This is a genomic window from Chitinimonas arctica (assembly GCF_007431345.1).
GTDB lineage: Bacteria > Pseudomonadota > Gammaproteobacteria > Burkholderiales > Chitinimonadaceae > Chitinimonas > Chitinimonas arctica.
Genome location: NZ_CP041730.1, coordinates 729,393 through 743,392, shown reverse-complemented (window position 1 = coordinate 743,392; position 14,000 = coordinate 729,393). Strand labels below are relative to the sequence as shown.

The following is a 14,000-nucleotide window of genomic DNA, read 5'->3' as shown; positions in this document are numbered from 1 at the left end:
TTGCCGCTGCGGGTGCTGCTGCTGCAATTGGGCGAGCGCGAGCATCTATTGCAGATCGTGATGCACCATATCTGCTCGGATGGCTGGTCGGTCGGGATACTGCTGGATGAGTTGAGCCGCCTGTATGGCGCCTTCCTGCAGGGCCAGCCGAATCCGCTGCCTCCCCTGGCCATCCAATACGCCGACTACGCCGCCTGGCAACGCAACTGGCTGGCCGAAGGGCAGGACCAGGCGGCCTTCTGGCGCGCTAATCTGGCCGGTGCGCCCACGCTGCTGGAACTGCCCACCGACCGGCCCCGGCCGGCCCAGCAGGACCATGCCGGCGCAGCGATCGAAGTCAGGCTGGATGCGCAGCTGAGCCAGGGCTTGAAGGCGCTCAGCCAGCGTCACGGCACCACCCTGTATATGACCCTGCTGGCCAGCTGGGCGGCTTTGCTCGCCCGCCTGGGCAATCAGGACGAAGTGGTGGTAGGCAGTCCGGTGGCCGGCCGCAACCGGGCCGAGATCGAGCCCTTGATCGGTTTCTTCGTCAACACCCTGGCCTTGCGCATCGATCTGCGCGACGAGCCCACGGTGGCCGACTTGCTGAAGCGCACCAAGGCGCAGGTGCTGGCCGCGCAAGCCCACCAGGACCTGCCCTTCGACCAGGTGGTGGAGGCGCTCAAGCCGCCGCGCAGCCTCAGCCATACCCCGTTGTTCCAGACCATGCTGGACTGGCAGGCCGCCGAGGGTGGCGAGCTGTTGATGCCGGGATTGCAGCTGGCACCCGTCGAGATGGCCCAGACCACGACCCAGTTCGACCTGACCCTATCCTTGCAGGAAGACGAAACCGGCATCAGCGGCCGTCTCAATTACGCCACGGCCTTGTTCGAGCCGGCCACCGTGCAACGGTATCTGAGCTATTGGATGCGCTTGCTGCAAGCCATGGCGCTGGATGCGGCGCAGGCGGTCGCCGGCCTGCCTATCTTGCCGGAGGCGGAACGCCGGCTGCTGTTGTCGGATTGGAACCAGGCCGCAGCGCTGCCGCCTACCTGCTGCGTACATGAGGCATTCGAACAACAGGCAGCCGCCAGGCCGGAGGCCACCGCCCTGGTGTGGGGCGAGCAGCAGCTGAGCTATGGCGAACTGAACCATCGCGCCAACCAGCTGGCCCACCATCTGCGCAGCCTGGGGGTGGGGCCGGAAGTACGCGTGGCCCTCTGTCTGGAGCGCGGGGTGGAGATGGTGGTCGCCATCCTGGCCGTGTTTAAAGCCGGTGGCGCCTATGTGCCGCTGGACCCGGCCTACGCCTCCGAACGGCTGCGCGCCACCCTGGCCGATAGCCAGCCGGCGCTGGTCCTGCTCGACCAGGCCGGCCGTGCCGCGCTGGGCGAACTGGACGGGCACCTTGTGCTCGATCTGCAGGCCGATGCCGCCCGCTGGTCCGGGTTGTCCGGCGACAATCCCGCCGGCGGTGCCGGTCCGCAGCAGCTGGCTTATGTGATCTACACCTCGGGCTCCACCGGCCAGCCCAAGGGCGTGATGGTGGAGCATGGCCAGCTGGCCCGGCTGTTCAGCGCGACCCGCGCCTGGTTCCGCTTCGACGACCAGGATGTCTGGACGCTGTTCCATTCCTTCGGCTTCGACTTCTCGGTATGGGAATTGTGGGGCGCACTCAGCCATGGCGGCCGGCTGGTGGTGGTGCCGCTTGAGACGGCCCGTTCGCCGGCCGATTTCTATGCGCTGCTGTGCGAGCAGGGCGTCACGGTGTTGAACCAGACCCCCAGTGCCTTCCAGCAGCTGATCGCGGCCCAGACCGAACAGCCGCACCGGTTGCGGCAGATCGTCTTCGGCGGCGAAGCGCTGGAAACACGGCTGCTCAAACCCTGGTACGAACGGGCCGGCAACCGCGCCACCCAGTTGGTCAATATGTACGGCATCACCGAGACGACCGTGCATGTCAGCTATTGCCCGCTCTTGGCCAGCGATACCGGCCGGGTCGGCCCCAGCCCTATTGGCGTGCGCATCCCCGATCTACGCCTGTATGTGCTCGATAGCCGGCGCCAGCCGGTACCGGTGGGGGTGACCGGCGAGTTGTATGTGGGCGGCGCCGGGGTGGCCCGTGGCTATCTGAACCAGCCTGAACTGACGGCACAGCGTTTCCTGGCCGATCCGTTCAAGCTCGGGGAGCGCATATACAAGACCGGCGATCTGGGACGCTGGCAGGCGGACGGCACGGTGGCCTACCTGGGGCGCAATGACTTCCAGGTCAAGATCCGTGGTTTCCGGATCGAACTGGGCGAGATCGAGGCCAAGCTGGCGGCCCTGCTGCCCGAAGTGGTGGTGATCGCCCGCGAGGACCAGCCGGGCGATAAGCGGCTGGTGGCCTATTACAGTGGCGAAGCGGTGGCGGCGGAGACGCTGCGCCGCCATGCGGCCGAACATCTGCCGGCCTATATGGTGCCGGCGGCCTATGTCAGGCTGGACCGTCTGCCGCTGACACCGAACGGCAAGCTGGACCGAAAAGCTTTGCCCGCACCGGAAGGGGATGCCTATGGCGCGCGTGAATACGCAGCACCGCAAGGCGACACCGAACAGTTGCTGGCCGCCATCTGGGCCGAGCTGCTGAAGGTCGAGCAGGTGGGCCGCCACGATAACTTCTTCGAGCTGGGCGGCCATTCGCTGTTGGCGGTGCAACTGCTGTCGCGGCTGCGCCAGGCCCTGCAAGTGGACGTGCCGCTGGGCGAGCTGTTCGAATACCCGCTGCTGGCGCAACTGGCGGAGCGTCTGGCTGCCTGCGCCCCCGCGCAGCAGCAGGCCATCCCGCCGGCCGACCGTGGCGGCCCCTTGGCCTTGTCGCTGGCCCAGCAGCGGCTGTGGTTCCTGAGCCAGATGGAGGGCAGCAGCGAGGCCTACCATATCAGCGGCGCCGTGCGTTTGAGCGGTGAGCTGGATAAGCCGGTGCTGGTCCGGGCGCTGCAGGCCATCGTGGCCCGCCATGAAGCCCTGCGGACATGCTTCCAACTGCACGACGGCCAGCCGCTGCAAATCGTCCGGGACGATATCGCCCTGGCGGTGCAGCAGCACGATCTGCGCGGCCAGGATGATGCTGCCTGGCAGGCCATCGCCGCCACCCACGGCGCGACCCCCTTCGATCTGACGCAGGCCTTGCCGCTGCGGGTGCTGCTGCTGCAATTGGGCGAGCGCGAGCATCTATTGCAGATCGTGATGCACCATATCTGCTCGGATGGCTGGTCGGTCGGGATACTGCTGGATGAGTTGAGCCGCCTGTATGGCGCCTTCCTGCAGGGCCAGCCGAATCCGCTGCCTCCCCTGGCCATCCAATACGCCGACTACGCCGCCTGGCAACGCAACTGGCTGGCCGAAGGGCAGGACCAGGCGGCCTTCTGGCGCGCTAATCTGGCCGGTGCGCCCACGCTGCTGGAACTGCCCACCGACCGGCCCCGGCCGGCCCAGCAGGACCATGCCGGCGCAGCGATCGAAGTCAGGCTGGATGCGCAGCTGAGCCAGGGCTTGAAGGCGCTCAGCCAGCGTCACGGCACCACCCTGTATATGACCCTGCTGGCCAGCTGGGCGGCTTTGCTCGCCCGCCTGGGCAATCAGGACGAAGTGGTGGTAGGCAGTCCGGTAGCCGGCCGCAACCGGGCCGAGATCGAGCCCTTGATCGGTTTCTTCGTCAACACCCTGGCCTTGCGCATCGATCTGCGCGACGAGCCCACGGTGGCTGAGCTGCTGAAGCGCACCAAGACGCAGGTCTTGGCCGCGCAAGCGCATCAGGATCTACCCTTCGACCAGGTGGTGGAGGCGCTCAAGCCACCGCGCAGCCTAAGCCACACCCCGCTGTTCCAGACCATGCTGGACTGGCAGAACGCACCGGCCGGCACGCTGGCCATGGCAGGGCTGGACGCGCTGATGACGGACGTGCCCCAGTCCAGTGCCCACTTCGATCTGACCCTGACTTTGCAAGAGGACAAAGCCGGCATCAGCGGCAGCCTCAACTACGCCACCGCCTTGTTCGAGCCGGCCACCGTCCAGGCTTACCTGAGCTACTGGACCACCTTGCTGGCGGCCATGGTGGATGACGACCGGCAGGTCGTGGCGGTACTGCCCCTGCTGGATGCCGCCCAGCGCGCGCAATTGCGGGCGTGGAACGACACGGCCAGGGAATATCCGGCCGGACAATGCCTGCATCAACTCTTCGAAGCCCAGGTGGCGCGCGCGCCGGAAGCCTTGGCGGTACAGGACAAGGACCAGCGGCTCGACTATCGCCAGCTCAATGCCCGCGCCAACCAGCTGGCGCGCCATCTGCGCCAGCGCGGGGTGGGACCGGACCGGCTGGTGGCCATCTGCGCCGAGCGGGGCGTGGACCTGCTGGTCGGCCTGCTGGGCATTCTCAAGGCCGGTGGTGCCTATGTGCCATTGGACCCCAGCTACCCTGCCCAGCGCCTGCGGGACATGCTGGACGATGCGGGTCCGGCCGTGCTGCTGACCCAGCAGCACCTAAGGGCGAGCCTGCCGGACTGCGCCGCCGAGGTGATCGCGCTGGACGCCGACTGGCCGGCCATCGCCGGGCATCCGGCCGGCGACCTCGATGCCGCCGCGATCGGCATCACGCCGCAACACCTGGCCTATGTGATCTACACCTCCGGTTCCACCGGCAGACCCAAGGGCGTGATGGTGGAACATCGCGCCATCGTCAATTACTCGGCCCATATCATGCGGCAGTTCGACGTGATGGGGGGGGAGGGCTCGCTGATCTTTACCTCCTTCAGTTTCGACCTGACCCTGACCAGCCTGTATCCGCCGCTGATCTGCGGCCGGGCCGTCCGGCTCTGCCCCGAAGGCAACGACCTGGCCAGTTGGCGCGAGCAAATATTGGCCGGTCGGGACCTGGGTCCGGTCAAGCTGACCCCCTCGCATCTGGCCTTGTTGCGCCAGGCCATCCCGGCCGAATCGCTGGCCGGCCGTATCCGCACCCTGGTGCTAGGCGGCGAGGCCCTGCAAGGTTCGACCCTGGCATGGTGGCGCCTGCATGCGCCGGCCATGCGCATCTTCAACCACTATGGACCGACCGAGACCACGGTGGGCTGCGTGGTCCATGAAGTGGGCGATATCGTGGCCGGCGCGGTGCCGATAGGCCGGCCCATCAGCAATATGCGCATCCATATCCTCGATCGCCGCGGCCAGGCCGTGCCCGTTGGGGTGGTAGGCGAGATTCATATCGGCGGGGTAGGGGTGGCGCGCGGCTATCTGAACCGGCCCGACCTTACCGATGAGCGCTTTATCCCCGACCCCTTCGATCCGGCGCCCGGCGCCCGTCTATATCGCACCGGCGATTTGGCGCGACGGCGGCCGGATGGCCAGATCGTCTATCTGGGACGCAACGACCACCAGGTCAAACTGCGAGGCTTCCGCATCGAGCTGGGCGAGATCGAAGCGGCCTTGCGCCGTATCGACGGGGTCGAGCAGGTGGCGGTATTGGCGCGGGAGGAACAGGACCAGCAACTGCTGGCCTACTACACCGGCCAGCAAGCGCCCGATGCCGATGCGCTGCGGCAGGCGCTGAGCAGCTCGCTACCAGCCTATATGGTGCCGGCCGCCTTTGTCCGGCTGGCTTCGCTGCCGCTCACGCCCAACGGCAAGCTGGACCGCAAGGCGCTGCCGGCGCCGGCAACGGCGGCCTATGGCGTGCGCGAATACGAAGCGCCACGGGGCGAGACCGAAATTGCCCTGGCCGCCATCTGGGCCGAGCTGCTGAAAATCGAACCAGTCGGCCGCCAGGACAACTTCTTCGAATTGGGCGGTCATTCCCTGCTCGCCATCAGCCTGATCGAGCGCATGCGCCAAGCCGGCCTGCACACCGATGTGCGCAGCCTGTTCAGCGCACCCACGCTGGCCAAGCTGGCCGGGCAATTGACGACGGAAAGCCGCGCGGTGGTTGTCCCGCCCAACCTGATTCCGACGGGTGCCGAACGCATCACGCCCGCCATGTTGACCCTGGTCAGCCTGGATCAGGCCGGCATCGACGCCATTGTCGCCACGGTGGAGGGCCGCGCCGCCAATGTGCAGGACATCTATCCGCTGGCGCCCTTGCAGGAGGGCATGCTGTTCCACCACCTGCTCGATCCCGCCGCCGATGCCTATCTGGAATCCTATCTGCTGGCCTTCGACTCGCTGCCGCGGCTGGAGCGCTTCCTGGCGGCCCTGCAGGCGGTGATGGACCGGCACGATATCCTCCGGACCGGCATTGTCTGGCAAGGTTTGCCGCAGCCGCTGCAAGTGGTGCGCCGTCAGGCGACGCTGCCGCTGGAATGGTTGGCGCTGGATGAGGCGGATGGCGATATCGGCGCGCAATTGCAAGCGCGCTACGACCCGCGCCGCTACCGGCTGGATATCACCCAGGCGCCGCTGCTTCGCTGCCAGGCGGCGCCGGATGGCCGGCGCTGGCTGTTGAGCGTGCTCGCCCATCATTTGGCCATCGACCACACCACCCTGGAGCTGCTGGTGGAAGAGGCCCAAGCCATCGAACTGGGCCAGCCGCTGCCGCCGCCGGCACCGTTCCGCGACTTTGTCGCGCAGGCCAGGCTGGGCGTCAGCCAGGCGGAGCACGAAGCCTTTTTCCGCCGCTTGCTGGGCGATATCGATGAACCGACAGCACCTTTCGGCCTGCTCGATGTACAAGGCGACGGCAGCGGCATTGCCGAAGCACAGCAGGCGCTGGCGGTGGAACTGGCCCGGGCGGTCCGCATTCAGGCGCGCCGCCTGGGTGTCAGCGCCGCCAGCCTGATGCATCTGGCCTGGGCGCTGGTGGTCGCGCGTACCAGTGGCCGCCGGGAGGTCGTGTTCGGCACCGTCTTGTTCGGCCGCATGCAAGGCGGGGCCCAGTCCGACCGGGCCTTGGGCTTGTTCATGAATACCCTGCCGCTGCGCATCGCCGTGGGCGGGCTGGGCGTGGAGCAAAGCCTGCACCGCACCCATGCCTTGCTGGTGGAACTGCTGCACCACGAGCACGCGCCGCTGGCGCTGGCGCAGCGCTGCAGCGCTGTGGCGGCCCGGACGCCCTTGTTCACTGCCCTGCTGAATTACCGTTACAGCGGACAGGGACCGGAACAAGCGCCCGTGGACGATGGCATCGCCTGGCTGGCCAATCAGGAACGCACCAATTACCCCTTGAGCCTGGCCATCGACGACCTGGGCGAGGGTTTCGTGCTGACCGCCCAAGTCGTGGAAGGTATCGCGCCGCAGCGCATCTGCGCCTTGATGGAAACGGCGCTGGAGGGGTTGGTCCATGCCTTGCAGGCGGCGCCGCAAAGCGCGATCGAGCACATCGACGTTTTGCCCGCGGCCGAGCGTACGCAATTGCAGGAAAGCTGGAACGACACCGCCGCCGCCTATCCGCGCGAGCGCTGCCTGCATCAATTGATCGAAGCGCAGGCAGCCCGCACACCGGATGTGGTGGCGCTGGTATTCGAGCAGGCGTCGCTCAGCTATCGCGAACTGAACAGCCGCGCCAATCGCCTTGCCCACTATCTGCGCGCCCGGGGCGCGGGACCGGATAGCCTGGTGGCGCTGGCGGTCGAGCGCGGCCCGGCCATGCTGGTGGGCTTGCTGGCCATCCTGAAGGCCGGTGCCGCCTACGTGCCCCTGGACCCGGCCTATCCGGCCGAACGCTTGGCCCATATGCTGGCCGACGCCAAGCCATTGTGCCTGCTGAGCCAGGATGCGCTGCGGGCCGGCTTGCCCGGCACCCACGTGCCGTCCGTGCTGCTGGATACGCAATGGGACGAGATCGCCGCCTACCCGGATACCAATCCCGACCATGCCGGGCATGGCCCGGGGCAACTGGCCTATGTCATCTACACCTCAGGTTCAACCGGCTTGCCCAAGGGCGTCATGGTCGAGCACGGCAATCTGCTCAACTTCCTCCACGCCATGCGGGTCCAGCCTGGCCTGGATGAATGCGATGTGCTGCTGGCCGTAACTTCGCTGTCCTTCGACATTGCCGCCCTGGAACTGTGGCTGCCGCTGCTCTGCGGTGCCCGCATCGTCCTGGCAAGCCGCGAACAGGCGGCCAACGCCGAGCGTCTCGCCGCCTTGATCGCACAATCGGCAGCCACCATCCTGCAGGCCACGCCCGCCACCTGGCGCATGCTGGTCCAGCAACCCTGGCCGGCCACGGCCACCCCGCTCAAGGTGCTGTGCGGCGGCGAAGCGCTGCCGCCCGCCCTGGCCGAGCAGCTGCTGGCGCGGGTTCCCGCCGTGTGGAATCTGTACGGACCGACCGAAACCACGGTCTGGTCCACCCAGCGCCGGCTAAGCGAGCCCAAGCCCGATATCGGCCGGCCCATTGCCAATACCCAGGTCCATATCCTCGACGAAGCCATGCGGCCGACGCCGATCGGCGTGCCGGGCGAGCTATATATCGGCGGCGATGGCGTGACGCGCGGCTATTTGAATCGGCCCGAGCTGACGGCCGAGCGCTTCGTCGCCGATCCGCACGGTCGGCGCTTGTACAAGACGGGCGATCTGGCACGCTGGCAGGCTGACGGCAACATCGCCTATCTGGGCCGCAACGATTTCCAGGTCAAGCTACGCGGCTTCCGGATCGAGCTGGGCGAGATCGAAGCACAACTGGGCCGAGCCGACGGAGTGGGGGCGCTGGTGGTCTTGGCGCGCGAGGATGTACCAGGCGATGTGCGCCTGGTCGCTTATTACACCGGTGCGCCGGCCGTGGCCGAAAATTTGCGGCAATACGCGGCGCAATGCTTGCCGGCGCATATGCTGCCGTCTGCCTATGTCGCGCTGGATGCCATGCCCCTGACACCGAACGGCAAGCTGGACCGCAAGGCCCTGCCGGCGCCGGCCGGCCTGGCGGTGGGCAAGTCCGGTCATATCGCCCCGCAAGGCCATATCGAACAGGTGCTGGCCGGCCTGTGGCAAGACCTGCTCGAGGTCGAGCGGGTAGGGCGGGAAGATAATTTCTTTGAACTGGGCGGCCATTCCCTGCTGGCGGTGCAACTGGTTTCGCGCCTGCGTGGCAGCCTGGCGGTCGAATTGCCGCTGGCCGAGTTGTTCGACCAGCCGGTGCTGGCGCAACTGGCCCTGCGCATCGCCGTGGCCGCCCGTGCGCAGGGCGGTGCGATCGAGCCGGTCCGCCGCGATGGTCCGCTGCCGCTGTCGCTGGCCCAGCAAAGGTTGTGGTTCCTGACCCGGATGGACGGAGCCGGCGAGGCCTACCACATCAGTGGTGCCGTGCGCTTGATCGGCGCGCTGGATTCGCGGGTATTGGCGCGTGCGCTACAAGGCATCCTCGACCGGCACGAAGCGCTGCGTACCCGTTTCGAGGAAGTGGACGGCCAGCCGGTGCAAAGGGTGCTGGCACAAGCAGAATTGCGCCTCCGCCAGCATGATCTGCGCGGGCAGGCCGATGCCGAAGCGGTGGCCGGCAGGTTGGCTGCCGCGCACACCGCCCTGTCCTTCGACCTGAGCCGCGAGCTGCCGGTACGGGTGCAGCTGCTAAGGCTGAGGGAGGACGAGCATGTAATGCACATCGTCATGCACCATATCTGCTCGGACGGCTGGTCGGTCGGCATCTTGCTGAACGAGCTGAGCCAGCTGTACGGCGCTTTCCTGCGCGGGGAGCCCGATCCCTTGCCGCCGCTGGCCATCCAGTATGCCGACTATGCCGCCTGGCAAAGAAGGGCCCTGGCCGATGGCGACGACCAGACCGCCTTCTGGCGCGACTATCTGGCCGGCGCGCCGACCCTGCTGGAGCTGCCCACCGACCGGCCCCGGCCGGCGCGGCAGGACCATGCCGGCGCAACCCTCTCGGTCAAGCTGGATGCCCGGCTGAGCCGCGAGCTGAAGGCGCTTGGCCAGCGTCATGGCGTGACCCTGTACATGACGCTGCTGTCTGCCTGGGCGATCCTGATGGGCCGCCTCGGCCAGCAGGAAGACGTGCTGATCGGCAGCCCGGTGGCGGGGCGCGAGCGCAGCGAGGTCGAGCCGTTGATCGGCTTTTTCGTCAATACCCTGGCCTTGCGCATCAAACCGGGCGAGCAAGCCAGCGTAGCCGAGCTGCTGCGGCACACCAAGACCCAAGTCCTGGCCGCCCAGCAGCATCAGGCACTGCCCTTCGACCAGGTGGTGGAGGCCGTACAACCCCCACGCAGCCTGGCCCATACGCCCTTGTTCCAGACCATTTTCACCTGGCAAAACCTGCCGTCGGGCAATCTGGCCATGCCGGGACTCGAACTCGGGGAGATGGACGGCGAATTGGTGACGGCCCAATGCGACCTGGCCTTGCAACTGGCGGAGAGCGAAGACGGCATCGCCGGCGGGCTGAATTTCGCCACCGCCTTGTTCGACCCGGCCACCGTGCAACGCTTCCTGGCCAGCTGGACCACCTTGCTGGCCGCCATGGTGGTCGACGACAGCCAGGCACCGGCTCGCCTGCCCATCCTGGATGCCGCCGCCCAAGCGCGGTTGCTGGCCTGGAACGAAACCGCCGGCGACTATCCACGGGCGCTGCTGCACCAGCAGATCGAAGCCCAGGTAGCCCTTACCCCCGGTGCCACGGCGGTGATACATGGCGAGCAGACGATCAGCTATGTGCTGCTCAACCAGCGTGCCAATCAACTGGCCCACTATCTACGCGCCCGGGGCGCCGGGCCGGACAGCCTGGTCGCGCTGGCGGTGGAGCGGGGCCTGGACCTGATGGTCGGATTGCTGGGCATCCTGAAGGCCGGCGCCGCCTATGTGCCGCTGGATCCCGCCTATCCGACCGAGCGCCTGGCCCATATGCTGGACGACGCCAAGCCCATATGCCTGCTGACCCATGCACCGCTGCTCGCCGAACTGCCCATCGGCGATACGCCCGTGGTGTTGCTGGATAGGCAGTGGGACGAAATCGCGGCTTGCCCCGACGACAATCCCGACCACGGTGGCCAGCATCCGCGACAACTGGCCTATGTGATCTACACCTCCGGCTCAACCGGCCGGCCCAAGGGCGTCATGGTCGAGCACCGCAACGTCGCCAACCTGCTGCACGCCATGCGCCAGGAACCGGGGCTGGCGGCGACCGATACGCTATTGAGTCTGGCGTCGCAGTCCTTCGATATGTCGGTGCCGGAACTGTTCCTGCCCTTGGTCTGCGGTGCCCGCATGGTACTGGGCAGCCGCGGGCAGGCGGCCGATCCGCAGCAATTGCGTACCCTGATCGAGCGCTGGGAGGTCGGCTTCCTGCAGGGCACGCCGGCGACTTGGCGGATGTTGATGCAGCAGGACTGGCCGATACTGCCTCGGCCCCTCAAGGTGATCTGCGGGGGCGAAGCACTGCCGCTCGGCTTGGCCGAAGCGCTGCTGGCGCGGGTACCGGTCCTGTGGAATCTGTACGGGCCGACCGAAACCACGGTCTGGTCCACCCTGGCCCGCATGGACAAGGCCTGCCCGGGCATAGGCCGGCCCATCGCCAATACCCGCATCCATATCCTCGATGGCTGGGGCCAGCCCGTGCCGGTAGGTGTTGCCGGTGAGCTGTACATCGGTGGTGACGGCCTGACCCGTGGCTATCTCAATCGACCGGAGCTGACCGCCGAGCGCTATGTCGCCGATCCGTTTCAGCCTGGCCAGCGCCTATACAAGACCGGCGATCTGGCGCGCTGGCTGGCGGACGGCACGGTGGATTACCTGGGCCGCAACGACTTCCAGGTCAAGCTGCGCGGTTTCCGCATCGAGCTGGGCGAGATCGAAGCGCAGCTATCCCGCCTGGACGGCGTAGCGGAGGTGGTGGTGCTCGCCCGCGAGGATGTGGCCGACGATGTTCGCCTGGTGGCGTACCACACCGGCGCCCCCGTAAGCGCCGAGGCATTGCGGCAGCAGGCGGCGCAAGCCTTGCCGCACTATATGGTGCCGACCGCCTTCGTCCACCTGGCCGCCATGCCGCTCAGCCCGAACGGCAAGCTGGAACGCCGGGCCCTGCCGGCGCCGGCCGGACTGGCCCGGACCGATGTGGGCGGTAACGACCATGCCGCGCCGCAGGGCGAAGCCGAACAGTCCGTCGCCGCGATCTGGGCCGAGCTGCTCAAGGTGGACCGCGTGGGGCGACACGACAATTTCTTCCAACTGGGCGGCCATTCCCTGCTGGCGGTACAGATGATGGCGCGCTTGCGCCAGCGTCTGGGTGTGGATATCCCCTTGCGCGAGCTGTTTGCCGCACCCACCGTGGCCGGCTTGGCGCAGGCCTTGGCCGCGCCGGTGTCGGCACGGCCGCCAGCCAATCTCACTCCGTTCCGCACGGGCGGGAGCGCCTTGCCGCTGTTCTTTATCCATCCCGGCGGCGGCGAGATCGCCTATGTCGGCGAACTGTTGGGCAGCCTGCCGGCCGATCTGCCGGTCTATGGCCTGGCCGCCAGCGGCCTTGTGGCCGGGGAGCAAGCGCAGGGCCGAGTGGAGGAGATGGCAGCCCGGTATGTGCGGGCGATCCGCCAGGTCCAGCCGCATGGCCCCTACCGGCTGGCCGGCTGGTCCGCCGGCGGTACCATCGCCTACGAGATGGCGCATCAATTGCTGGGCGCGGACGAGGCGGTGCAATTCATCGGTATGCTGGATACGCCGGACCGCTATGACTCGACCGAGCTGACCGAAACGGACACCTTGCTGGCCAATGTGCCCGAGGCCATGCGGACCCGTTTGGCCGACCTGGCGGCGAGGCAGGAAACCGATGCCATGCTGGCGATCTGCCAGGAGGAAGGGCTGTTGCCGGCGCAGGTGCCGATCGACACCCTCGCCCGGTTGTTGACCGTGCAGCACGCCATCAAGCGGGCGCTGGTGGACTATATCCCGCCTCGCCTGCCCGTCACGGTGACCTTGTTCAGCGCGCAAGACGCCGACCCGGCCAGTCGTCCCAATGGCGCCAGCCTGCCTTGCGCGGCCGTGCTCAAGCTGGACGTGGCGGGGGACCATATGAGCATGGTGGAAGCGCCCCACGCAGCCGATCTGGCCAAACGCATGGGCGAAGCATTGGCGCGGGCGGCAAGCGAACCCGCCGACTGTGCCGAATTCCGCTACGCACCCCGTTTCACCCTGCGGACCGGCCACGCCGCCACGGCGCCCGCCCTGTTCTGTGTTCCCGGCGCCGGCGCCAGTGTCACCGCCTTCGCCGGCCTGGCCGGGGCGTTGCCGGCCCGCCTGACCGTGCATGGCCTGCAACCGCGCGGCTTGCTTGGCGATCTGGTACCGCATGGAGATGTACCGGCAGCGGCGCGTGCCTATATCCGGGCCATCCGCGAGGTCGCGCCAAGGGGGCCATACCATTTGCTGGGGCATTCCTTCGGCGGCTGGATCGCCTTGGAGATGGCGCACCAGCTGATGGCAGACGGTGAGCAGGTGGCGACCTTGACGCTACTCGATACCACGCCACCGGATGGCGAAGGGCAGGCGCATCACGCCAGGCTGGAAGTCTTGCTAAAGCTGGTCGAACTCTACGATCTGGGGCCAGGTGAGCCCCTGGGTGTCACGCGGCGAGACTTGGCCGGCTTGGCGCCGGATGAGCAGCTACGGCTGCTGCGCTCGGCGCTGGCGGCCACCGGCCGGATCCCGGCGGCCACACCGCTGGCAGCCTTGCGCGGGATCGTGCGGGTGTTCGAAACCAATCTCAACACCCGCTACCGGCCGGGCAGCCGCTATTCCGGTGTGCTGCACGTGGTGAGCGAGGGCGACCACCTTGCCCAGTTGCCACGCTGGCAGGACCTGGCGGAAGCACCGTGCATGTGGGGTACCGGCGGCAATCACATGACCATGCTGCAGGCTCCGCACGTGGATAAGCTTGCGGCGCTGCTGGAGGGGTGGCTAACGTAAGGGGAGCGAGGGAGGGCGGTTTAAGCGCGACGAGCATTTTGCATCCAACGGTATCGGAGGGCGTTAAATGACTCGTCGAACTTCCTATGCCTTTAGGAATCAACAGCATGACCGTACTTGCCTTTGAAAGGCTTGACCGCATG

At 67.3% G+C, this 14,000-nt stretch carries 1 protein-coding gene; it reads left to right on the top strand.

The features are described from left to right. A complete protein-coding gene (locus FNU76_RS03350) occupies nt 1-13,857 on the top strand; it encodes a non-ribosomal peptide synthetase (RefSeq protein ID WP_308418603.1) in 13,857 nt (4,618 codons plus the stop codon). Nucleotides 13,858-14,000: the final 143 nt, after the last annotated feature.